Source organism: Bradyrhizobium sp. 33ap4 (assembly GCF_032654765.1).
GTDB lineage: Bacteria > Pseudomonadota > Alphaproteobacteria > Rhizobiales > Xanthobacteraceae > Bradyrhizobium > Bradyrhizobium australafricanum.
Genome location: NZ_JAUMTJ010000004.1, coordinates 11,957 through 34,675, shown reverse-complemented (window position 1 = coordinate 34,675; position 22,719 = coordinate 11,957). Strand labels below are relative to the sequence as shown.

At 61.9% G+C, this 22,719-nt stretch carries 16 protein-coding genes; 10 read left to right on the top strand and 6 right to left on the bottom strand.

Annotation, left to right across the window (positions count from 1 at the left end; translation table 11 throughout):
- Positions 1–47: 47 nt before the first annotated feature.
- The 6 genes from Q2M23_RS04175 (at position 48) to Q2M23_RS04150 (ending at position 10,873) form a co-directional block, all read left to right on the top strand.
- Positions 48–2,282 (top strand): peptidase domain-containing ABC transporter, encoded by a 2,235-nt coding sequence (locus tag Q2M23_RS04175; protein WP_316394443.1) that lies wholly within the window; start codon positions 48–50, stop codon positions 2,280–2,282.
- On the top strand, positions 2,272–3,618 hold the full coding sequence (locus Q2M23_RS04170; protein ID WP_076833256.1) for an HlyD family type I secretion periplasmic adaptor subunit: 1,347 nt from the start codon (positions 2,272–2,274) through the stop codon (positions 3,616–3,618). Before Q2M23_RS04175 ends, Q2M23_RS04170 begins: the two co-directional genes overlap by 11 nt.
- Positions 3,615–5,651, top strand: a complete 2,037-nt coding sequence (locus Q2M23_RS04165) for a tetratricopeptide repeat protein (protein ID WP_310884995.1) — start codon at positions 3,615–3,617, stop codon at positions 5,649–5,651. The genes Q2M23_RS04170 and Q2M23_RS04165 overlap by 4 nt, the downstream gene beginning before the upstream one ends.
- Positions 5,652–5,985: 334 nt before the next feature.
- Entirely contained in the window at positions 5,986–8,190 is a 2,205-nt protein-coding gene (locus tag Q2M23_RS04160) for a glycoside hydrolase family 99-like domain-containing protein (RefSeq protein ID WP_316394437.1), read from the top strand.
- An 11-nt stretch (positions 8,191–8,201) separates the two neighbouring features.
- Positions 8,202–9,125 carry a glycosyltransferase family 2 protein gene (locus tag Q2M23_RS04155; RefSeq protein WP_168856486.1) on the top strand — a complete coding sequence of 308 codons (924 nt, stop codon included), beginning with the start codon at positions 8,202–8,204 and terminating at the stop codon, positions 9,123–9,125.
- 503 nt (positions 9,126–9,628) lie between these two features.
- On the top strand, positions 9,629–10,873 hold the full coding sequence (locus tag Q2M23_RS04150; RefSeq protein WP_057020235.1) for a glycosyltransferase family 92 protein: 1,245 nt from the start codon (positions 9,629–9,631) through the stop codon (positions 10,871–10,873).
- Between the two features lie 116 nt (positions 10,874–10,989).
- Here Q2M23_RS04150 and Q2M23_RS04145 read toward each other — a convergent pair whose 3' ends face one another.
- From Q2M23_RS04145 to rfbA, 3 genes are all read right to left on the bottom strand, one after another.
- Positions 10,990–11,556, bottom strand: coding sequence for a hypothetical protein (locus Q2M23_RS04145; protein WP_225161215.1), 567 nt, complete (start codon positions 11,554–11,556; stop codon positions 10,990–10,992).
- A gap of 168 nt (positions 11,557–11,724) precedes the next feature.
- Entirely contained in the window at positions 11,725–12,792 is a 1,068-nt protein-coding gene (rfbB, locus tag Q2M23_RS04140) for a dTDP-glucose 4,6-dehydratase (RefSeq protein WP_057020236.1), read from the bottom strand.
- The gene (rfbA, locus tag Q2M23_RS04135) at positions 12,782–13,693 is read right to left on the bottom strand and encodes a glucose-1-phosphate thymidylyltransferase RfbA (protein WP_018270712.1); all 912 of its coding nucleotides are present in this window, start codon (positions 13,691–13,693) and stop codon (positions 12,782–12,784) included. The genes rfbB and rfbA overlap by 11 nt, the downstream gene beginning before the upstream one ends.
- A gap of 109 nt (positions 13,694–13,802) precedes the next feature.
- Here rfbA and rfbC point away from each other — a divergent pair, with 109 nt between their 5' ends.
- Positions 13,803–14,357 carry a dTDP-4-dehydrorhamnose 3,5-epimerase gene (gene rfbC, locus Q2M23_RS04130; protein WP_316394428.1) on the top strand — a complete coding sequence of 185 codons (555 nt, stop codon included), beginning with the start codon at positions 13,803–13,805 and terminating at the stop codon, positions 14,355–14,357.
- A 65-nt stretch (positions 14,358–14,422) separates the two neighbouring features.
- A complete protein-coding gene (rfbD, locus tag Q2M23_RS04125) occupies positions 14,423–15,253 on the top strand; it encodes a dTDP-4-dehydrorhamnose reductase (RefSeq protein WP_316394426.1) in 831 nt (276 codons plus the stop codon).
- A 135-nt stretch (positions 15,254–15,388) separates the two neighbouring features.
- Here the strand turns inward: rfbD and Q2M23_RS04120 are convergent, their stop codons facing one another.
- Entirely contained in the window at positions 15,389–16,696 is a 1,308-nt protein-coding gene (locus Q2M23_RS04120; RefSeq protein ID WP_057020237.1) for a UDP-glucose dehydrogenase family protein, read from the bottom strand.
- Between Q2M23_RS04120 and Q2M23_RS04115 the strand changes: the two genes are divergently transcribed.
- Positions 16,695–19,271, top strand: coding sequence for a glycosyltransferase family 2 protein (locus Q2M23_RS04115; protein WP_316394421.1), 2,577 nt, complete (start codon positions 16,695–16,697; stop codon positions 19,269–19,271). The genes Q2M23_RS04120 and Q2M23_RS04115 overlap by 2 nt on opposite strands.
- On the opposite strand, the gene Q2M23_RS04110 is transcribed toward Q2M23_RS04115, so the two are convergent.
- A complete protein-coding gene (locus tag Q2M23_RS04110) occupies positions 19,212–21,143 on the bottom strand; it encodes a glycosyltransferase family 2 protein (protein WP_316394714.1) in 1,932 nt (643 codons plus the stop codon). The genes Q2M23_RS04115 and Q2M23_RS04110 overlap by 60 nt on opposite strands.
- On the opposite strand from Q2M23_RS04110, the gene Q2M23_RS04105 reads away from it, so the two are divergent.
- Positions 21,099–21,809 carry a hypothetical protein gene (locus Q2M23_RS04105; RefSeq protein WP_253590646.1) on the top strand — a complete coding sequence of 237 codons (711 nt, stop codon included), beginning with the start codon at positions 21,099–21,101 and terminating at the stop codon, positions 21,807–21,809. The genes Q2M23_RS04110 and Q2M23_RS04105 overlap by 45 nt on opposite strands.
- Here Q2M23_RS04105 and Q2M23_RS04100 read toward each other — a convergent pair.
- Positions 21,793–22,719 carry a hypothetical protein gene (locus Q2M23_RS04100; protein ID WP_316394419.1) on the bottom strand — a complete coding sequence of 309 codons (927 nt, stop codon included), beginning with the start codon at positions 22,717–22,719 and terminating at the stop codon, positions 21,793–21,795. The genes Q2M23_RS04105 and Q2M23_RS04100 overlap by 17 nt on opposite strands.

The following is a 22,719-nucleotide window of genomic DNA, read 5'->3' as shown; positions in this document are numbered from 1 at the left end:
TATCTCGCTGGGACCGGACCTTGCGCAGTCGAAACTTCGAGGCATCCATGACCAAACACCTCTCGCTCGTCGGCGCACCTTCGGTGGAGGCGCTGCCACCTTCGGGCCTCGCTTGTCTCGTCATCGTGGCAAGGCAGCATGGCTTGCATCTGACCCCGTCCCAGCTGATCCACGACAACCTCCTGGGCGATCAGGAAGTCACGCTGGCCGAGCTTTTGAAGTGTGCGAATTCCTCGGGCATGACGGCAAAGGCCGTCACGCTGGACTGGAAGGGTCTGAGCCATCTCAAGAGGGCGCTGCCGGCCATCGTTCGGCTGCGCGACGGCAGCCACATGGTGCTGCTGCGCCTCGAAGGCGACGAGAACAGCTCCCGGGTGGTCCTGCAGGATCCGAACGCGAGCGAGGACGCGCTGCTCGTCATCGATCAGCCGCGCTTTGAGGACATCTGGTCGGGCGACGTCGTCATGGCCAAGCGCGACTATGAGATTTCCGACGAGACGCAGCCGTTCAGCTTCGGCTTTGTCACCGCATTGTTGTTCCGCGAACGGCGCATCCTGCGCGACGTCGCGATTGCGGCGCTGATCCTGGGCTTCATGGGCCTGGCACCGATCATGTTCTGGCGGCTGCTCTCGGACAAGGTTATCTTCTACAAGGCCTACAACACGTTCTATGTGCTGTGTACTGCGATGCTCGTGGTCATCGTGTTTGAGGCGGCATTCTCGTTCCTGCGGCAGTATCTGGTTCAGCGTTTGACGGCACGCCTCGACGTCAAACTGTCGACCTACGTGTTCGAGAAGGTGCTCAATCTGCCGATCGACTACTTCGAGCAGAATCCCGTCGGCCTGATTTCCCGGGATATCCGCGAAGTATTTCGAATTCGCGGCTTTCTGACCGGGCAGTTGTTCGGGACCATTCTCGATTCGACGACGCTGTTCTTCTTCCTGCCCGTCATGTTCTTCTTCAGCCCGCTCATGACGCTGATGGTTCTTGCCTTTGCTGCGATGATCGTGACCTGGCTGCTCGTGATGCTGCCCGCCTATCGGAAGAAGTCCTCGGCAACCCTGGCGGCCGAAGGGGCACAGGGAGCGTTTCTGATCCAGAGCCTGAACGGCATGCGGACCATCAAATCGCTGGCGCTCGATGCGCGCCAGCGCCACATGTGGGACGTGCTGGTGGCGCGCGTCGCCAAGGCGCGGCTTGCGGAAGGCATGACCGGAACCGCCATCCAGACGCTGGTGAAGCCGTTGGAGCGGCTGGCGGTGAGTGCTCCCTATGCGTTCGGCGTCTACATGGCCGTGTCGAGTGGCGATCCGGTCTATGTTGGCGCGCTGTTTGCCTTTCTGATGCTGTCGCAGCGCGTTGCCGGCCCCCTGATGCAGATGGCCCAGCTCATCAACCAATATGACGAGGCGCGCACCGCGGTCACGATCGTCGGCAGGCTGGTGAATCAGCCGGCCGAGGAGGGACGCTCCGGCCATGGTGTGAGGGTCCCGCTGAAGGGGCTGGTCGAATTCTCCGGCGTCACGTTCAAGTACAAGGGCGCGGTGTCGCCGGCGCTCAACAATATCTCCTTCGAGATTCCCCTCGGCACGACGCTGGGCGTGATGGGCAAGAGCGGCTCGGGCAAGACCACGATCACGCGGCTATTGCAGCGCCTGCACTCCGACTATGGTGGGCTGATCAAGGTCGACGGGATCGATGTCCGCGAATACGATGTCGACCATCTCCGGCGCAACGTCGGCGTCGTGCTGCAGGAGAACTTTCTGTTCAGCGGCACGATCCGCGAGAATATTGCGGCCGCAAAGCCCGATGCGACCTTCGACGACATCGTCAGGGCGGCGCGATTGGCCGGTGCCGAGGAATTCATCGACAAGCTGCCGCGAGGCTACGAGACCTATATCTACGAGGGATCCACGAATCTTTCCGGCGGCCAGCGCCAGCGCCTCGCGATCGCGCGAGCGCTGATCGTCAATCCGCCGATTCTGATCCTGGACGAAGCGACCAGCGCGCTCGATGCGGAGAGCGAGACGATCGTGAACGCGAATATTTCGCGGATTGCCCATGGCCGCACGCTGATCATCATCTCGCACCGTCTGTCGTCGCTGACGAAGGCCGACGCGATCCTCGTTCTCAACCGCGGCGTCGTCGACGATATCGGTCGGCATGAGGAACTTCTTGAACGGAACGACATCTACAGCTCGCTCTGGTACCAGCAGAACACTCACCTTGCACCGGCGGGCCGCAATGAAAAGAATTTCAGGAGTCCGACCCTTGTCTCCTAATCAAGCTTCGCTCGCGACCGTTCGCCAGTTCCAGTCCGAGACCGATGCGATCCGCGAGGCCGCCGAGCCGTTGCTGGCCCGCGCAACGCTGTTCGTCCTGGTGGGGTTCCTCGCCGCCGTCGTGGCGATCATGTGCTTCACGCGCGTCGATCGCGTGATCACGAGCGTGGGCGGCAAGATCGTTCCCGTCGATCAGATCAACGTCCTGCAGGCTTTGGACGCGTCCATCATCAAGACGATCGATGTTCGGGAAGGTCAGCAGGTTGAGACGGGACAATTGCTCGCGACCCTGGACTCGACGTTCACGGCTGCCGATGTCACGCAGTACAAGCTGCAGGTTGCGAGCCTTGAGGCGCAGGTCGCCCGGGACGAGGCCGAATTGTCCGGAAAGCCGTTGTCGTACGGCCAATCCAACGATCCTGATGTCACCAGGTACAACTCCTTGCAAAAGGCGCTCTACGACCAGCGCGTCGCGCAGTACCACGCACAGGTGAACAGCTACGATTCCAAGATCAGCCAAACCGAAGCGACGATCCAGAAGTCGAAGAAGGACGACGAGCGGTACAGTCAGCGTGCCGAGATCGCCGGCAAGATCGAGGACATGCGCTCGACGCTCGCCGAAAGCGGCAGCGGGTCCAAGCTGAACCTGTATCTGTCGCAGGACACGCGCCTGGAGCTGTTGCGTCAGATCGACAACACGCACAACACTTTGCTTGAAGCGCAGCACCAGCTGGATTCCTTGAAGGCGGATCGCAACGCCTTCACCGAGCAGTGGAACGCGCAGCTGAGCCAGGATCTGGTCACGACGCGCAACAACCTTGATACGGCCCGCTCACAGTATGACAAGGCGATCAAGCATCAGGACCTCGTGCGGTGGACGGCTGCCGAGCCATCGGTCGTCTTGACCCTCGCCAAGCTCTCGGTCGGGTCCGTGCTGAAGCCGGGTGATCCCTTCATCACGCTGATGCCGCTCAAGACGCGGCTCGAGGCGGAGATCCAGATCCTGTCGCGCGACGTCGGCTTCGTCCGGCCCAACGACCCCTGCACGATGAAGGTCGATGCGTTCAACGCGGCGGAGCACGGTACGGCCGAAGGCAAGATTCGCTGGATCAGCGAAGGCGCCTTCACGAACGACGATGATGGAAAGCCTGTCGACGCTTTCTATAAGGCGCGGTGTTCGGTCGACCAGACCAACTTCAAGGATGTTCCGAAGACCTTCCGCCTCATCCCCGGCATGACGCTGCAGGGTGATGTCAATGTCGGCACCCGCTCGGTGGCGATGTATCTGCTCGGCGGCATGCTGCGCAGCGCAAAAGAAGCAATGCGCGAGCCATGACGGTATCGACGCGTTCCCTTCTCGACTTGCTGCGCCCCGGCTCGTCCCGTTCAGACTCGAAGCCGTTTGAACGGGGGCTGGAGGCGTACGAGAACCAGCAATATCTCGAGGCGTTGCGGTTTTGGCGGCTCGCCTCGCAAGCCGGCGATCCGGAGGCGGATTACCGGATCGGGTTGCTCTATGCGCGGAACGAGGGCGTTATCGGCAGCCTTCCGGATGCGGTCGCGTGGTACGAACGCGCCGCCCTGAAGGGACATACCGAAGCCCAATTCCAGCTTGGCTTGATCTACTTCAACGGCGTCAACGCCACGGTTGGACCGAACAGGCCAGAGATGTGGCGGCAATCCACTGCGGCGCGTCTGGGCGACAAGGCAGTCAACCTCCACGATCTGGTTTTCCCGAACGGAATCGGCGTGCCCAGGGATATCGACGCCGCGTTCCTCTGGTTATCGGTGGCGGCGGAGGCCGGCAAAGCGGAGGCGCAAGCGATCCTTGGCGATATGTACGCCAACGGGCAAGGCTGCACGAAAGATCACGCTGCCGCCCTGCGCTGGTACGAGGCCGCGGCCGAGCAGAAGGCGGCGGCCGGTGAGTTCGCGCTTGGCGATGTGTATTATCAGGGGCGGGGCGTTCCCGTCGATTTCGCGCAGGCCGCGATCTGGTATCACAAGGCCGCGGAACAGGGACATGTGCGCGCACAGGTTGCGCTCGCTTTCATGTGCCTCAAGGGCACCGGGCTTCCCCAAAATGTCGAGGAAGCCGCGCGACTGTTCCAGAGCGCCGCTGTCCATGACGATACGATCGCGCTCTACAACATTGCACTGCTGCGGTTGAGCGGCAAAGGGGCTGTCAAGGATCTCGACAGGGCCGAGACCGCATTGCGCAAGGCGGCGCGGAAGGACTACCTGCCGGCGATCCAGGCGCTGGCTGAGTTCTATGCGCTCGGAACTGCCGCCGAGCCGGATCTGCGCGAGGCGGCATATTGGTACGAGAAGGCGGCCGAGCGCGGCGATACGCAGGCGCAGTTCCTGACCGGACGCTTCTATGCCACCGGCACCGGCGTTCCGCCCAGCATCCGCCAGGCTGCGAAATGGTTCGAGCGTGCGGCGGAGGGCGGCCATGCCACGGCGGCCCACAACATTGCGGTGTTCTATCTCAATGGCAGGGGCGTGGCGCGCGACGTCGCCACTGCGATCAAGTGGTTCGAGCGCGCGTCCGAGGGAGGCATTAGCGCCGCAGGCGTACAGCTCGGCCGGCTCTACTCGGCGGGCAACGGCGTGCCGCGCGATCAAGTGCGCGCGGCGGAGTGGCTCAGCAAGGCGGCCGACGGCGGCGATGCCGATGCGAAGACGGCCTATGCGATGTTTCTTATCCAGGATGAACCGTCCGCGGAGCGCCTTGCGCAGGCACGTGCGCTGCTGACCGACGCTGCCGAGGCCGGCCATCCGGCCGCGGCATTTCAGCTGGGCGGGCTTCACATGGGAAGATCCGGCGGCGCCGTCGACCTTCCGGCCGCAGCCCAATGGTTCAAACGTGCGGCAAGCGCCGGTCACGTCGAAGCCCAGCACACATTGGCGCTACTGTATTCCGATCCCAAGAGCGGCCTCAAGGATCCGCAGGCCGCCGCCGGCTGGATCGTCAAGGCCGCGGACGGCGGCAACGCTGCGGCGCAGTTCAAGCTTGCGGTGATGTATTGCACCGGACAAGGCGTCGAGCAGGACCTCGCCAACGGCGTCACGTGGTACGAGGCGGCGGCGCGCCAGGGGCATACGACGGCGCAATACAACCTTGCCGTGATGCTGGGCCGGGGACAGGGCCGCGATGCCGATCCGGCGAAGGCGGCCGAATGGTTCGAGGCCGCTGCGAAGCAGGGCATGATCGAAGCCCAACTCGCAATTGGCGATGCGCTGCGCGCCGGCAACGGCGTCGCACAGGATCGCGATCAGGCGCTGTACTGGTATCGACAAGCGGCGCAGCAGAACAACGAAGGCGCGCGACGTCGTCTGCAGGCAATGGGCGAGAGCGTTGGCTGAGATTGTTGGAGGCGGCATCGCGTCGCGCGCAGGCAACGGCAGAGATGATGGACAGCTTTGTTTTTGAGCGCGAAGGCACGGAAGCGGGCAAGTCCGCGTGACAATCTAGGCAGAACTAACAATGGTTTTCACATCGACGACAGAGAGATTGCGCTAATGTTGCGTTCGCGGAAGAAATGTTCATTGTACCTCTGGTTGTGTGGAGATGATCGATAAGGATCAAGAGGTCACGATCCGGGCATGTCAGGCAGCGTGATCTCGGGATCGAACTTCCGCGCGACCGGGAAAGAGAAACTGGACCCGGCGCTGAGCGTTGGCAGGAGATTGAGTGGCAATGAACAAGATGGTCGAACGGAGCGTTAGGGATACAAAGGATATGTTGCCCGTTGCCAGTCCGGTTCAGCAGGACGACCATCCGCAGAGCCTGTTCCTGGATCCCGACGTAGGCGATCTCCAGTCAGGATCGCGTCTGCGCGGCGCGATACTGGAGTATTCGGGGCGTGGGATTTCGGGTTGGATTGTCGATGCCCAGTCGCCCGCTTCAACCGTTTCGATCGCGCTTTTTGTCGGTTCCCACTGTGTCGAGGAGGGACGGACAGGCCGATCTATGCCGGCCCGCGTAGGTCCGCGGAGCGTGATCGGACGTCCCGGATTTCGTATCGATCTATCCGCGCCGGGAGTGCGCCGTCGCTTGGCGCGCGCCCTGAGAAACGCGCTTGTGGAGCCTAAGCGTGCGCAGATCTATTTGCGTATCAGCCTGAATGATGGCGAGTACTACGAAATACCCCTGTTCGAGAACTATACGCCAGGCGAATTGATCGTCGCGCTGGGGTTCTCGACCGCGGACTACGACGACCTGTTGTTTCCGAGCAACAACAGGATCGTTGCTGGACTGGCGGACGCGCCTCCCAAGGAGGTGCGCTACATTTGCTTCTACCTCCCGCAATTCCATTCATTTGATGAAAATGACAGGTGGTGGGGGCCAGGGTTTACCGAGTGGACCAACGTCGCGCGCATGCGTGCCCAGTTTCCGGCACACGAGTCCCCATGGTTGCCGGCCGATCTTGGATTCTATGACGTCCGGCTGCCGGAAACGCGTCGTCAGCAGGGCGAGCTTGCGCGCCAGTACGGCATCGATGGATTTTGCTACTACGTCTATTGGTTCCAGGGCCGAAGGTTATTGGAAAAGCCGCTTCAGCTGCTGCTCGAGGACGGCGAGCCGAACCTGCCTTTCTGCATTTGCTGGGCAAACGAGAATTGGTCTCGTCGGTGGGACGGCTCGGACGCTGAGCTTCTGTTGGGACAAAACCACTCCCTGGACGACGATGTCCGCTTTATCGACGACATGGCCGACCTGCTGCTCGATGAGCGCTACATAACTGTCGACGGTCGAAAGGTCATCGTCATCTACAGGCCGTCATTGTTGCCGGACAAGCAGCGCTTGTTCGAGATTTGGCGCGAGCGAGCCAGAGAACTCGGAATCGGCGAGCTTCTCATTTGCAATGCGATGACGTTCGGAGAGTTCGATCCGCGCGACGTCAATTGCGACGCGGCAATCGAGTTTCCTCCGCACACGGTCTCGACAAGGGAGGTGCCGCCGACCGAAGTCGATGCACCGCCGACCTTCGCTGGAAAGGTGTACGACTATGTCGACGCCATGCGATCGTCGATCGGCAAGATCTACGACTTCCCGTTCTTTCCTGCGGTGATGCCGCGTTGGGACAATACGCCTCGCAAGGGGCCGCGCGGTCACGTCTTTACCAGGTCCAGTCCGGAAGCGTTTGAGGTTTGGCTTCGCGATGCAACCCTGCGTGCCAAGGGCAACAGCTTTTCCGAATCATTGGTGTTTATCAATTCCTGGAACGAGTGGGCGGAAGGTGCGCATCTCGAGCCGGATTCGCGCCATGGACGGGCGTTTCTCGAGGTCGTGCGAAGGGTCGCTTCGGCTGAGCCCATTTCGGCCCAGATTCGAAATAGCCCGGATTTGCTGGATTGCCTGAGCAGGCAGGAGCTTGAGTGGGCGGTAAAAGAAGCCTCGACGCATGTCGAAGTGCTCGCAAGCCTGCACCGGTCGGGCCTCACCCATTCGGGGGTGCAGCGCGTAAGAAGCGGCACGCCAGTGGAGGCAGAAGGCGCGTCCGGTAATCCGGCAGGTTCGTTGCTGGTGATCGAGAACATCAATTCTCAAACCGGCGAACGGGTGATTGTCGATCCGCGCTATGAGATATTGGTGCGGGGATGGATTTGCGCGGGCAAGGCCTTTGAGGCCAGCCGACAGAGAACGGGATTCCTGGTCCTGTCGGGGCTTACTCCGGATGGCGCAGCAAACGGCGGCTATTGCCTGATCGTAGATTGGCACGAGCGCGTGGACGTGAAGGAGTATATGAAGGCCGAGAGCAAGGACTGCTATTTCGGTTTCCAGCTGTCCTTCTCGATTCGAGATTTGCCGGATGGTGAATATCAACTCGCGGTTCTGGAGGTCGGCGACGGGACTAGTGCACTGGTGCGGTCTCGCCACTCGATCATCGTGAGACGTTGAGGTCGCCACCAATGCTCGCAAGTGTTGTCATCGCGTGCTACAAGCATGAGCAGTATCTTGAGGAATGCCTTGAGACCGTCTATCAACAGACGTTTGCCGACATCGAGCTCGTCATCGTAGACGACAATTCGCCGGACAAGAGTTTTGAAGTCGCGCAGAGGGTCCTCAAGAAGAGGTCGTTCGGAAAGCGCTTTGTTTCCTGCAAGCTGCTCAAGAACCCTCAAAATCTTGGCGCCCACTACACCTGGAACAGGGCATTATCGCTGACGAACGGCGACATGATTTTCCTTTTGAATTCGGACGATGCCTTTTCCAAGGATCGGGTTCGGCTGTTCGCGGATAAGCATGCAAATGATCGGCTGTTCTTCGGCTTCTCGGCGGTTGAGCCAATCGACGAACATGGAAAGTCGATCAGCAACTTCCAGTTTCCAACGCGCCTGCGCTATGCGATCGATCGGGCCCAGATCGCAGGTGCGCCGTTGTCGTGGACATTTCTGGATTCTCAGATCGCGGCATCGACCGGAAACTTTGTCTTCAGCCGTGAACTGCTGCGGCAGGTGGGTTGGCTTGCCGATCTCAAATACTGCCATGACTGGGACTTTGCGTTGCGCGCGGTAACCAAGGTCGAGCCGACCTATCTCGAGACCGACCGCTATCTGTACCGACTTCATTCAACCAACAGTTTCCGAAGTCTGAGCAAGGTGGCAGAGAGCGAGACAAAGGCTTGCATGATGTCGTATTGCCTGAATGCAATCGCGTCACGGCCTCAGAACAAGACCTGCCTCAGTCCGTCGAATTTCGGCGATTCGTTCTATGACTTCGTGAAGCTGCACCCGAACTTCAACTATTGGGTGAAGCAGATCTACGCGCCCTATCATGTAGAACACCGGACGGTGGAGTCGAACGATCGGACCCGGCCGGTTCGCTGGCGCTGATCGAGCAATGCAAGGCCAGCCTTGTCCGTTCCGACACAATCGGAACGGGGCCTTGATTGGGATGGAGACCGAGCGATTGCTTCATCGCTTCGTCGGCTGGGAGCCTGGCGTCCGATCGAATTGCGCCGACGAGAGGTCTGGAGCGTGCCGCAGCCGCAGCAGGGTGCTGGAACTCAAAAAGCTGAACGCGCCGGGCGGGAGGCTTGCGGATAACGATGTCAAAAGCATCGTTCTTGTAAGCCCGAACGACTAGCGGACTGCTTCATTCCCGTCGTCCATCGGCGATCTCCGATCGTTCCGGTCCCGTGACGCGGTTTTCGTGCAAATGACGTCGAGCCCCTTGCTCTATTGTATTGATTTTCCTCGAAATAACCTTACAAGAGTTAATTGTGAGCGCCGCGTGTTATAGCCTTATTCTTGTAGGATATGTGCGCTAATAGGGAATTCGTGGTGCGAACCAATGTTAATAGCTTGTTGATCTCGTGGAGCGGCTCAGGTTGGACATGGAAATTCCAGCATTGTCTAGTTTCAGCTCAGGCGTGAATCTCGATACGCTTCCAGCAAGTGAGATCGAGACAAGGCTTAGAGATTTCTTTTCCGGGCGGATCGCAAATCCGAAGCCCGACGAGCTGATCCAATCGGTCAAGCAGTTGGAGCAGCAATTCGGTGATTACAAGGAATTCCAGTTTGCAAAGGCGGCGGCGCTTGTGCAGGCATGCGATTTCGCCGGAGCGCGTGGAATCCTTCTCGACCTCGTCAAGCAGATGCCATCCGACTCGCGGGTGTTGCATCGCCTGGCAATCGCGGCCCTCAATATGGGGTCCGCCCATGAAGCGCAGGATGTCTATCTTGCCGCGCTCATTGCGGCCCCGAAAAGTGAAAATCTGCGGCGAGAGTTTGCCGGCCTCCTGCGCGTGATGGAGGCCAAGAAGCTCTACGCCGGGGTCGATCGGAAGAAGCACGGCTTGGCGGTGGTGTGCGCCATCAAGAACGAAGGCGACGATCTGCTGGAATGGCTACACTTCCACAAACTGGTCGGCGTTGATCACTTCTACCTCTACGACAACGGCAGCACTGATGATACTCGTGCCGTGATCGAGTCCTTCCCGTGGCCGGAAATGATCACCTATCATTTCGTGGAAGGGGAATTCGGCCAGATGCGCGCGTTCTCGCATGCGATCGACAGCTACCGCAATTGTGCCGAATGGTGCGCCTTCATCGATGCCGATGAGTATCTGTTTCCGACGCAGGCCGGCAACATCAAGGACGTCTTGACCGAGCTCGGGCCGGCGCCGGCGGTGGCGGTGCATTGGTTGAACTTCGGGTCGAACGGTCACGACGCGAGGCCGGCCGGTCTGTGCATCGAATCTTTCACGCGTCGTGCTCCGGACGATTTCCCGGATCATTTCATCATGAAGTCAATCGTGCGGCCTGACACCATCGTGTCCTATCTGCATCCCCATCAATCGCTTGTCTTGGGTTGCTACGTTCACGAGGACGGCGCGCCCGTCTTCCCGATCGGCGGGCGCTGCACTGCTCCGAAGCGGAACAAGCTCGTGATCAATCACTACTACACGAAGTCGCGGCAGCAATTGCTGAAGAAGCGTGAGCGGGGCAGGCCGCTCGGCGATGGAGATCCTGAAAAGATCCGCGCAATGGAATTCTTCACGTTGCGCGATCGCAACGATGTCGAAGACGCCACGATCCAGAGGTTTCTTCCGGAGCTGAAGAAACTGGTTCAGGGCTGAATTCAAGGGAACAGCGATGTCCTCGCTGGAGGAGGGCGCGCCAGGCGGCGCGCCCGATCGTGTGCTTGAAGTGATTCTTGATCGCCGCGATCGGCTACTCTGGCCGCAGCGATCGGCTACAGCGGTTCCAGCCGGTATTTCGCAAGCAACTGCTGTGCGGCGACGAGATCAATCTCTGCCGGCCTTTGGAAGATCGACATGTTGTTGGCGCGCGCGATTTCGCGAGCGACCGTCCGCACCGAATGGTAGTGGGGACGATTCTCGAAGTCGTGAATTGCGATGAAGGCTCCCGGTGCGGCGTGAAGCACGCACTGTACGAAGCAAGCCACGCGAAACCGGCCGTCAACGAAATACAGGTCGGCGGTCTTGCTTTCCGGACGCTCCCAGACACGTTCGTGATACTCGGGCCACGAGCGCTCCTTGTCCTTTTCCACGGGATAACCCCACTCGCGCAGCTTGCCGATATCGACGTGCAGCAGCAAAGGCTTGGTGCTCGCGTCGCCCGTGGCGTCGGCAACGTTGGCGAGCCATTCCGCGGAGGAATCAATGGAAATGACCCACTCCTTCTTGGTTTGACAGGCCAGCCAAGTGCTTCCTCCCGAGCCAAATTCCAGATACCGCGTCGAGAGGTCCACGAAACTTTTGAACAGTGTCAGTTCCTGACCGTCCATTGCGATGTTCATGACGGGATTCCGTGGTTTCTCGAGTTGTTGTCTGGCGGGTGGCTGCCAATCCACCGTCGGAAGGCGGTCGCGGCTCGTCAAGCAGCGATGATATCTGGTTGAGTCGTCATCGCGCTTCTCGACGTCCTGTTGGCGGCCATCCACGCCGGTGATTGGAAAGATCGGCGACTACTGGTTCAGGCCGACGCGCTCCACCTTGTAGCCGCCCTCCAGGATGGCGCGCCACCAGGGTTGCTCGTCGACATACCAGCGCACGGTCTTGGCGATGCCGGTCTCGAAATTCTCCTCGGCGCGCCAGCCGAGCTCGGTTTCGAGCTTGGTGGCGTCGATGGCATAGCGGCGGTCGTGGCCGGGCCGGTCGGCGACGAAATTGATCAGCTGGCGGCGCGGGCCTGCCGCGGCCGGCACGACCTCGTCGAGCAGGTCGCAGATGCTCTCGACCACGTGCAGGTTGGTGCGCTCGTTGCGGCCGCCGACATTGTAGGTCTCGCCGACCTCGCCGCGCTCCAGCACCAGCGTCAGCGCCTTGGCGTGATCCTCGACGAACAGCCAGTCGCGGATGTTCTTGCCGTCGCCATAGACCGGCAGTGGCTCGCCGGCGAGCCCCTTGATGATCATGTGCGGGATCAGCTTTTCGGGGAAGTGATAGGGGCCGTAATTGTTGGAGCAGTTGGTCACCAGGGTCGGCAGCTCGTAGGTCTCGCGCCAGGCCCGCACCAGGTGATCGGACGATGCCTTGCTGGCCGAATAGGGCGAGTTCGGCGCATATGCCGTGGTCTCGGTGAACAGCCCTTCGTCGCCGAGCGAACCGAACACCTCGTCGGTCGAGATATGCAGGAAGCGAAACCGGTCGCGCTTCTCGGGCGAGAGCGAACGCCAGTGGCGCAGCGTCTCCTGCAGGATCGTGAAGGTGCCGACGATGTTGGTCTGGATGAATTCGCCGGGGCCGTCGATCGAGCGGTCGACATGGCTTTCCGCGGCAAGGTTCATCACCGCATCGGGCTGATATTTCTCGAACAGCCGGCGCAGGTTCTGCGCCTCGCAGATGCAGGCCTTCTCGAAGGTGTAGTTCAGGCTTTCGGCGGCACGGGGCAGCGAGGCCAGGTTTGCCGCATAGGTCAGCTTGTCGATGTTGACGACGCGGGCGTGGGTGTCGCGCAGCAGGTGGCGGACCACGGCGGAGCCGATGAAGCCGGCGCCGCCGGTGACGAAGATCGTCGATCCCTTAAACCGCATGTTTGAATACCTCCGCCGCGCGCGGCTCGCCGTGGAATGAGCGGTAGACCGACAGCAGGTACTCGCCGTAGCTGCTCTTGGCGGTCTTCTGTGCGACCCTCGCGAACGCCTCGAGCGAGATGTAGCCCTGGCGCAGCGCGATCTCCTCGGGGCAGGCGATGCGCAGGCCCTGGCGCTGCTCCAGGATCTGGACGAAATGGCTGGCCTCGACCAGCGAGGAATGGGTGCCGGTGTCGAGCCAGGCAAAGCCGCGGCCGAGCACCTCGACATAGAGGTCGCCGCGTTCGAGATAGGCCTTGTTGACGTCGGTGATCTCGATCTCGCCGCGCGGGGATGGCCTGATACCGGCCGCTATGTCGACCACATCATTGTCGTAGAAGTAGAGGCCGGTGACCGCGACGTTGGATTTCGGCCGCTTCGGCTTCTCCTCGATCGAGAGCGCCCGGCCGGTGCCGTCCAGCTCGATCACGCCGTACTGTTCAGGCGCGTTCACGACATAGCCGAACACGGTGGCGCCTTTCTTGCGGATCGAGGCGGACGACAGCATGCTCGGCAGGCCGTGGCCATAGAAAATGTTATCCCCTAACACAAGGGCAACGGAGTCATCACCGATGAAGTCGCGTCCGACGATGAAGGCGTCGGCAAGACCCCGCGGGGTCTCCTGCGTGGCATAGGCGAACCGGACACCCATCTCGCTGCCATCGCCAAGCAAGCGCTGGAACAGCGGCTTGTCCTGCGGCGTGGAAATGATCAGGATATCGCGGATTCCGCCCAGCATCAGCGTCGACAGCGGATAGTAGATCATCGGCTTGTCGAACACGGGCAGCAGTTGCTTGGAGACGACTGTCGTCACCGGATAGAGGCGCGAGCCGGTGCCACCGGCAAGGATAATGCCTTTCATGGTCCCTCACAATTTGACTATCAGAACATAACATATAGCGTGCGCTGCACAAGTTTGTTATGAGAAGGAAATTAACATTTCAAGCGCGTCAAACTGGAACAAATGTTAGATGAACGTCATCAAGACCGAGCTTCCTGAAGTCCTGATCGTCGAGCCGAAGCTGTTCGGCGACCAGCGCGGCTTCTTCCTCGAGACCTACCAGTCTCCGCGTTATGTCGAGCACGGCATCACGCGTCCGTTCGTGCAGGACAACATGTCCCGCTCGGCCTATGGCGTGCTACGCGGGCTGCATCTGCAAAACCCGGTCACCCAGGGCAAACTCGTCTCCGTGCTGCGCGGCAAGGTGCTGGACGTTGCCGTCGACGTGCGCGTCGGCAGTCCGAATTTCGGCAAGCATGTCGCGGTCGAATTGAGCGAGGAGAACCGCCGGCAATTATGGGTGCCGCGCGGCTTCGCCCACGGCTTCGTGGTGCTCTCGGAAACCGCCGACTTCTTCTACAAGTGCGACGATTTCTACAGCCCTAAGGACGAGCTCTCGATCCGGTGGAATGATCCCGCGATCGGGATCAAGTGGGGCGTCGACAAGCCACAGCTGTCGGCCAAGGATGCGGCCGCGCCGCTCCTTGCCGACGCCAGCAACCTTCCGACCTATGGACAAATCTGATGCGGATCTTGTTGACGGGAACACGCAAGTCGGATCGTAGCCATGTCGTTCTGTGAGCCAAGGAGTTGAGTGTTATAGTTGTCTTCCTAAGACCGCTTGGCCTCCGACTTACGAGCCAGCTTGAGAGTCTGAAGCCCGATCTCATCATCAATCCGGCGGCCTATACCGCCGTGGATCGCGCCGAGGACGAGCGTGAGCTGGCGTTCCTGGTTAACGCGAAGGGACCTGAAGCGATCGCCAAATGGGCTGCAGCGAACGGCGTGCCGCTGGTGCATTTCTCCACGGACTACGTCTTCAATGGTTCGGGCGACAGGCCGTGGCGCGAGGACAGCCCGACCGAACCGCTGTCGGTCTACGGCGCCAGCAAGCTTGCCGGCGATGTCGCGATCCAGGCGGCGGGCGGGGCGCATCTGATCGCGCGCACCTCATGGGTTTATGCCGCAAAGGGCACGAATTTCCTGCGCACCATTGCGCGGCTCGCCGGTGAGCGTAAGGAGCTGCGGATCGTGGCCGATCAGATCGGTGCGCCGACCACGGCATCAGCGATCGCCGGTGCGGTCGCCGGCATCGTCCTGCCGAACCTCACCACGTTGCACGATCAGCTCGCGCGCCGGGGCGGTGTCGTCAATCTCGTCTGCGCCGGCGAAACCAGCTGGCATGGCTTCGCAACCGCCATTGTCGGCGGGCTGAGGTCCCGCGGGGTCACGCTGGCGGTCGAGAACATCGCTCCGATCGCAGCGGCCGAATTCCCGACCAAGGCGATGCGTCCGGGCAATTCGCGGCTGGATCTGTCGCGGCTGAAGGCGCAGTTCGGCGTGGCGATGCCGACCTGGCAGGAAGCGCTGGCGCGCGAACTGGATGCGTTTGTCCAGCTCGGCGCGCCCGCCCACGCTTAGGGCCGCTTCGGAAGCGGATGCCGGTGCGCGTGAAGAAAACGCGTCAGACAAGAAAAGAGCCTTGGTTCTGATTTGATCAGAACCAAGGCTCCAGGATTGAACGGGCCGGCGGCTATCGTTGCCAGGCGCGAGCGCTCAGCGCGGCCGACCGATGCTGTCGTAGGTGAAGCCGTGCGCGGCCATCTCGTCCGGACGGTAGATGTTGCGCAGGTCGACGACGACCGGATGCTTCATCTCCTGCTTGATGCGCTTGAGATCGAGCGCGCGGAACTGGCGCCACTCGGTCACGATCACCAGCGCATCGGCCTGGCGCGCGCATTCATAGGCATCCTTGCAGTACTCGATCTCAGGCAATTCCTTGCGCGCCTGCTCCATGCCAATGGGATCGTAGGCACGAACCTTGGCGCCGAAGTCGATCAGGCCGTTGATCAGCGGGATCGAGGGCGCCTCGCGCATGTCGTCCGTGTCGGGCTTGAAGGTCAGGCCGAGCACGCCGATGGTCTTGCCGCGCAGCTCGCCGCCGAGCACGTTGGCGACCTTGCGCGCCATCGCGCGCTTGCGGTTGTCGTTCGCGGTCAGCGTGGCCTCGACGATTTTCAGCTGGACGTCGTGGTCGAGCGCGGTCTTGAACAGCGCACGGGTGTCCTTCGGGAAGCAGGAACCGCCATAGCCGGCGCCGGCATGCAGGAACTTGGTTCCAATCCGGTTGTCGAGCCCGATGCCGCGCGCGACCTCCTGCACGTTCGCCCCGACCCTCTCGGAGAGATCGGCGATCTCGTTGATGAAGGTGATCTTGGTGGCAAGGAAGGCATTCGCGGCGTATTTGATCAATTCCGCCGTGCGTCGCGCGGTATAGAGGATCGGCGCCTGGTTCAGATAGAGCGGACGATAGACTTCGCCCATCACCCTCTTGGCCCGGTCGTCCTCGGTGCCGACGACGATGCGGTCGGGATGGCGGAAATCCTGGATTGCGGCGCCTTCGCGGAGGAATTCGGGGTTCGACGCAACGGCGAAATCGGCGTCGGGATTGGTTTCGCGGATCAGGCGTTCAACCTCGTCGCCGGTGCCCACGGGCACGGTCGACTTGGTCACCACCACGGTGAACTTCTTGAGCGCCGCGCCGATCTCCTTGGCAGCAGCATAGACGTAGCTCAGGTCCGCATGGCCGTCGCCGCGCCGCGAGGGCGTTCCGACAGCGATGAACACGGCATCGGCGTCCGCGACGGCGCCCGCGAGCTCCGTCGTGAAGGTCAGCCGTCCAGCCGCGGCGTTGGTGTCGACGAGCTTATCGAGGTCAGTTTCGTAGATCGGGATCTTGCCGCGCTTCAGGGCTTCGATCTTGCCGGCGTCCTTGTCGACGCAAACGACCTGATGGCCGAAATCGGCAAAACACGCTCCGGACACGAGACCTACATATCCCGTTCCAACCATTGCAATCTTCATGAATCCGCTCGTCGATCAGTGTGGAGAGGAGGAGTTAGCACTAGCACAATTGGCGCCGACAACGCCAAGTTTTATAACGCATAGTTTGTGTTGGAGGTCGGCGGCTTTTTGTGCAAACGGTGATCGCCCCAGTGCAGCTGAGCGCCCGCTAGTCACCTCGGGCGCATCATGGACACATTCTCAACTTGAAATCGACCGACATTCGAGCTGCCGTTTGAGGGTGGACATGAGCATGAAGACGATTAGCAAGCAGAAGCCCCCAGGAGCTGAATACGCGTCGTTGCAAACGCGGTTCTCCAGATCCGATCGCACGACGTTTTCCGGGTTTGTCTATGATCGCGCCGATCTCGGCCGGCGTTACACTGTCGACCTGCTCGTCGACGGCGAGCCATACATGTCATCATTGTGTGACGAGTTCGTAACAGAGCTTGCCGACGTCGGGATCGGCGACGCTCGATTTGGCTTTACGTTCAACGTGCAGGATCAGGTCAGCGCGAACGCCGGGATCATTGAGGCAAGGCTGGCAAATATCGGCACTCCCGTCGGTGCTCCGATTCGCTGCGATGTCGCTGCGCCGGAAGCGCGATGGCACCGGATCGGCGATATCGAGTGGGTCGGAGGTCTGCGCTTCGAAGGCTGGCTTGCTCAGGACATCGACGAGGACATCGAAATCCTGATCGCGCAACGCCCGGTGATGACCGTGAAGCCGACCGGGTGGACCAACGTTGCGCGGGGCGGCGAGTTCGGCGTAGGCCGCCGGATCGATTTTCATCTGCCCGAGCATTTTGCGGACGGTCGCATGCGCGGACTATCCGCGCGGACGATTTCGGGACGGAGCCTGATCTCGGAGCCGATTTCCTTCGTCGCTTTCGATCGCGGATTGGAGCAAACGCTCGCGGATCTCGGGCGCTGGGATAGCGAGCGGCTTCGTGGAGAGCTGTTCGACCGAGTGTTGCCGGCCTCGATGCCGTTTCACGCCTATCGCGGCTGGAAAGAGCGCTTCTCGCCGACGACACAATCTGAACAGTCTGATGTTGTATCCGAGGCGGCAGTCGTCCTGATCGGCGATGTCAGGGTGGACGAGAGCATCGAAAGCCTCGAAGCCCAACGGCACTCCGCTTGGTCGGCGGTGTCCCTGCCGGCGCGAGCGTTCAGTCAATTCGATCCGATGGCAGCGCGCGAGTTTGTCGACGGCGATGCCGCTGGCAGTGCGTTCTTTGTGTTTTGTCTGAGCGGAACGATCCTCGCGGAAGACGCCTTGCAGCGCTTCGCCGATCTATTCGCGTCCGAACCTGGCTGCGATATGGTCTATGGCGATGTCGAGGTCGCTGCAGGCGCCGGCGCTGTCTGGCCGCTGGCGTTCTCCGCATTCGATCTCGAACGCGCGCTCGAGCAGGGCTATGGGGCGTATTGTTTTGCGGTGCGTCGGGAGCCTGCCGTGGAAGCGCTGCGATCGGCGACGTCGCTCTACGACATCTTCCTTTGCTGCGCGGAGCCGGATCGAACCTATCATCTTCCGGGATCGATTGCGGCATTGCCGCGGATTGATGCATCGGCCGCAACCTCCGAACTGGTCGCCGCGAGCAAGGCGTATTTTGCCAGAGCCGGCATCGAGGCCAATGTCGAGCCTCGGAAAGCGGGTCTTCTTCCGGCTGTTCAGGTCAAGCGCGCCGTCGATTGGAGCGAGCGCACCACCATCATCATCCCGACCAGAAATCGCGCCGAGCTGCTCAAGCGATGCATCGAGACGGTCATGCCGGCGGCAAATGAGACGAACGCCCGGATCCTTGTCGTCGACAACAGCTCGACCGAGCCGGAAACGCTGGACTATCTGGACAGCCTGTCGGCGCAGGAAATCGACGTCATCTCGGTCGAGGGGTCCTTCAACTTCGCATTCATCAACAACGCCGCCGTCGCTTGCGTCGACACGGAGAACATCTGCTTTCTCAACAATGACGTCGAGGCGCTCGACGACAGTTGGTTGGCGGAGATGCTGTGGCGGCTCGCGGCTCCCGACGTCGGAGCCGTCGGTGCAAAGCTGCTCTGGCCGAGCAGCGTCGTGCAGCACGGCGGAGTGGTGCTGGGAGCCAATTTCTCGGCCGCGCACGCCTTCAACGACCGGATGGATGGTGATCCCGGCTATGGCGATTTGCTTCAGGTGGCGCACGAATGTTCGGCGGTGACGGGGGCGTGCCTCCTGATGCGCAAGCGCGATTTCGTGGCCGTCGGCGGCATGGACGAGATCCGCTTTCCGATCAGCTTCAACGATATCGATTTGTGCCTGAAGCTGCGCCAGCTCGGAAAGCGGATCGTGTTCGCGCCGGACGCGAAACTCGTTCATCTGGAATCGGCAAGCCGCGGTCGCGATTCCGCGCCGGATCGCAGGGCACGCTTCAGGCGCGAGCTGTCGATCCTGCGCGCGAAATGGGGCGAGGTGCTGCTCGACGATCCCTATTACAGCCCACTGCTGGGGCTGGATTCGACGCCGTTCTCCTCGCTTGCATGGCCGCCGCGATCATGGAAGCCGCGTGCCAACCTGCCGCCGGTGTCGACCGCTCCTCCGATCGGGTTGTAGCAGGACGTCATCGACCGCCCAGTCGCGTACGGCAGCAATCGTTGCATCGGCATCAAAGCCTGGCTGCAGCTGCAGGTCCGTGCTTCGGCCACGTCCCGGACGAGTTGGACTCCATTCCGTCACGGCGATCGGCAGGCCGGTTGCCAGCAGCGCGTCCACCAACGGATGGCCAAACGCCGGTTTGCCGATGTCGAGAACCAATTTCGTGATGCCGTGACCTTCGATGAGCGTGGCGACGTCGTCGACGACAATATCGCCGGTGACGATGACATTGGTGCGCTGCATCAGCTTGAGATCGTCGAGGGTACTTCCCAGCACGATGATCTCGACGTCTTGGTCGGCGTCGGCCAGTTGATCGCTCAACGCTCGTATGAAGCGAAATTCCGCGGCGTTGGCGTGCAGGACCAGCAGGCCGAGACGCGCGGGGCCGCTCGCGGCGGGATACAGCGCCGGCGGCGCGGGCGGGTCGCTCAGCCTCACGGCTTGCAGGCCGAGAACCCCTTCCGAAAAGGCCGCGCCGTGGTCATCGATCGCAGTCACGCGCCGCGCCCCGGCGACCAGGCTTGCCCAGTCCGGATGAACGCCTGATCCAACCGCCGCGCGCGTTGCAAGCGCGGTGTCGGTGATCAGGAGGTCGTAGGCAAAGTGTTGCGTGAGCTGCGCCAGACATGCGCCGGGAATGCGGTTCGGCTCTGCGATCTCGAGCGATCGGATTCCGAGATCGGCGAGAGACTTCAGAAGAGCTTCGCGGCCCTCAGGCGTCGCAACGTCGAGTACGATCGACTGCGGCGCTCCGCCATCCGGATCGAACATCGCAGCCAGCTGGCGTTGTCCCTTGGAGCGGATCTGCACGACCACACCGTGCTGATCCTCTGCCGCCAACTGCCGGCAGCGCCTGATGGCAATTGCGCGGCCGGCGAACGAGCCGCACAGGATGACGGATGGGCCGATGGCGACCTGCTGGTTCGTGAGCAGCTTGAGCTCAAGCGCGGCCCGGCAATCGCGGAGCGGATCGGCAAGCAGGAATGCGGCGCAGTCCGTCGCATAGCGCCGGTAACGGTGTTCGAGAACGCGAAGATTTCGCATCACGAGCGAACGCTTCTCGCCCAGAAACGAGCGCGAACCCTCGTGTCCGACGAAAACCGAAGGAATGCAGACGTTGCGGAAGCCCGCCTCCGCCGCGCGCAGGCAGAAGTCGACGTCTTCGAGATAGCCGCGATAGAAGTCGTCGGAGAGCTCGCGCACGGCGTCGAGGCATTCGCGGGTAATGTAGAGGCAGAACCCGATGCCGTTGGGGATGTCGATGGCAATCCCGGAATTTGCCCTGCCTGCAAGTTCATCCAGCAATTCGATTTCGCCGGCCGCGGGCAGGGGATTTGACCGGTTCGGGACTGGAAAGCTGGTGTATTCGCCGTTGTTCGACAGCGGGGTCGCCGTGCCTACCCGCGGCGTCGCTTGCACGGCGCTGCGCAGGCGTTGCAGCGCGTATTTCGGCACGATCGTGTCCGAGTTCAGCAGCACGACGTCGCCGGCGCCGGTCTCGCCGAGCGCCCGGTTGACCGCGCCGACAAAGCCAAGATTGTGCTCGTTGGTCAGGAGCCTGATGCGGAATTCGGCGGCGAGCTCATTGAGCAGGTGCTTGATGTCGGGCTCGGGCGACGCATCATCCACGACGACGATGGTCGAGCCCGGCGTGCAGGCGAGCGCATTCAACGCGCTGTCGATGCAGGCTCGCGTTGCGGCCAGATCCCGGTATACCGGGATGATGATGGTGAGCGGAGGGGGTTCGCCGTTTCGAAGGCGAGCCGGCCGGCGTGGTGCGGTCCGATGATCCGGAACGCGGTTGGCCGGGAGTTGAACACTTGCGATCACCCGGTCCGCCTGCGTGATCTGCAGGCGCTGCGAGGTCGCGGATGCGGGCCGGATCAGACGGAAGCTCGCAGCCTGTCGCCCGTCACGCGCGAATCTGTGGCGTGGATCGGCGGGAAGCTGGATCGTGCTGGATTGATCCGCCTGCGCCAGCGAAAGGTGCGGGTCGTCCGGCCCGCGCCACGTCACCCATCCCTTCACCTCTTCATCGAGAAAGTCGATGCGGGCGCAGCTGTCCTGGCCGCTCTGTTCGAGCAGAAGGAGGGCGCTCCTGACCGAATCCGGATCGTCATCACGCCGCGTGACGCTTCGCGCCGCCTCGATCTGCTGAAGGTCGTCGCCCCAAGCCATCATTCGCCGGGCAGCGACCAGATCGTCCGGCTCGAGCTCGAGCGCCCTCGCCACGCTGGCGATGGCCGCATCCCTGAGATCGAGATGAAACAGCGCTTCCGCGCGCAGCAGATGGGCGCGAGCGCCCGGATGCGGCAGGATCCGGCAGCGGCGGTCGGCGAGCGCGAACGCCAGGCGGAAATCACGCGCCTCGAGCGCCCCGACAGCGGCCCGCTCGAGATCGACGTGGTGGAGCGTTTTGGACGTAAAGGCGATCCTGCGCGCGTCGGCGGTCAAGTGGCGCCCTTATCTGCCCGCATGGTCAGCCTGCCGTCTTGACGGCGCCCTGCCGGCTCCGGAACACGCGCACCCGTCCCTCGAGGCGGGGTCCGTCCTGGTGCGGCATCGGAGCGGCGGGTTCGACGCGCCGTGGCTGCTGGGGCGCGAGCGGGGCTGCCTGCACCCGGCGCTCCTCGAGGTTGAGCTTGAGGCCCACCAGCGGTTCCCGTCCTGAGGGACCCGACACCACAATCCGGTTCCCGGTGACCCGCAGGGTCGGAGCCCCCAGGAAGATGGTTTCAGCCGCGATGGAGAAGCGATCCGCGCCGGGACCCGAGGCCTCCAGCGAGAACCCCGTGATGGCCAATGCGCGTCCCCGGGTTCCGGCAAAAGTTCCGAGAGGAACGAACTGGTTGTCGCCGCGCTGCGGCCTAGCGAACTTGACGGCATATTGCAGCTGGAGATCCCGCGGCTTGTTGGGCCATTCGAGGGAAATTCCCTCGATCCGGGCCGGCGCGGACGGTCCGGCAATCCAGACATTCGAGCCGACGGTCACGTCGCCCAGGCCCGCGACATGCGCGAGCAGCTTGAGATCGCTCAACTCGCCGGGGCCGGCCTCCGGCTCGAACATGTCGAATGGCTGGCTGGCCGGCTGATGCTCAGCCGCCTGTCCCTGGGTCAGCGGCTCGATCTTGATATTGGCGGCGGTCGACCCGCCGACGCGCCCTGCCGTGACCTCGACGATCAGGCGGCTCGGTCGGGCGACCGACACGACCAGCGCGGTCTCGGGCGCGAACAGGGTTCCATTGACCACGTCCGGTCCGGTAATGATATTACAATTGTTAAGACTGGCGCGATCCGCGTATACGCGCACCACCGGAGGTGACACCTTATCATCTGCGCCATTGTATCGAACCAGGAAGAGACCCCGTGCCAGATCAATGGTTTTCTGCTGAATCTGTTCGTTCAT

What these genes read in the sequence shown, in the direction of transcription:
- Q2M23_RS04155 (WP_168856486.1), top strand. Translation starts at nt 8,202, where the DNA reads ATGCTCGCAAGTGTTGTCATCGCGTGCTACAAGCATGAGCAGTATCTT.
- Q2M23_RS04160 (WP_316394437.1), top strand. Translation starts at nt 5,986, where the DNA reads ATGAACAAGATGGTCGAACGGAGCGTTAGGGATACAAAGGATATGTTG.
- Q2M23_RS04175 (WP_316394443.1), top strand. Translation starts at nt 48, where the DNA reads ATGACCAAACACCTCTCGCTCGTCGGCGCACCTTCGGTGGAGGCGCTG.
- Q2M23_RS04100 (WP_316394419.1), bottom strand. Translation starts at nt 22,719, where the DNA reads ATGAACGAACAGATTCAGCAGAAAACCATTGATCTGGCACGGGGTCTC.
- rfbC (WP_316394428.1), top strand. Translation starts at nt 13,803, where the DNA reads ATGAACGTCATCAAGACCGAGCTTCCTGAAGTCCTGATCGTCGAGCCG.
- Q2M23_RS04165 (WP_310884995.1), top strand. Translation starts at nt 3,615, where the DNA reads ATGACGGTATCGACGCGTTCCCTTCTCGACTTGCTGCGCCCCGGCTCG.
- Q2M23_RS04145 (WP_225161215.1), bottom strand. Translation starts at nt 11,556, where the DNA reads ATGAACATCGCAATGGACGGTCAGGAACTGACACTGTTCAAAAGTTTC.
- Q2M23_RS04150 (WP_057020235.1), top strand. Translation starts at nt 9,629, where the DNA reads ATGGAAATTCCAGCATTGTCTAGTTTCAGCTCAGGCGTGAATCTCGAT.
- Q2M23_RS04115 (WP_316394421.1), top strand. Translation starts at nt 16,695, where the DNA reads ATGAATCCGCTCGTCGATCAGTGTGGAGAGGAGGAGTTAGCACTAGCA.
- rfbA (WP_018270712.1), bottom strand. Translation starts at nt 13,693, where the DNA reads ATGAAAGGCATTATCCTTGCCGGTGGCACCGGCTCGCGCCTCTATCCG.
- Q2M23_RS04120 (WP_057020237.1), bottom strand. Translation starts at nt 16,696, where the DNA reads ATGAAGATTGCAATGGTTGGAACGGGATATGTAGGTCTCGTGTCCGGA.
- rfbB (WP_057020236.1), bottom strand. Translation starts at nt 12,792, where the DNA reads ATGCGGTTTAAGGGATCGACGATCTTCGTCACCGGCGGCGCCGGCTTC.
- Q2M23_RS04105 (WP_253590646.1), top strand. Translation starts at nt 21,099, where the DNA reads ATGATCCGGAACGCGGTTGGCCGGGAGTTGAACACTTGCGATCACCCG.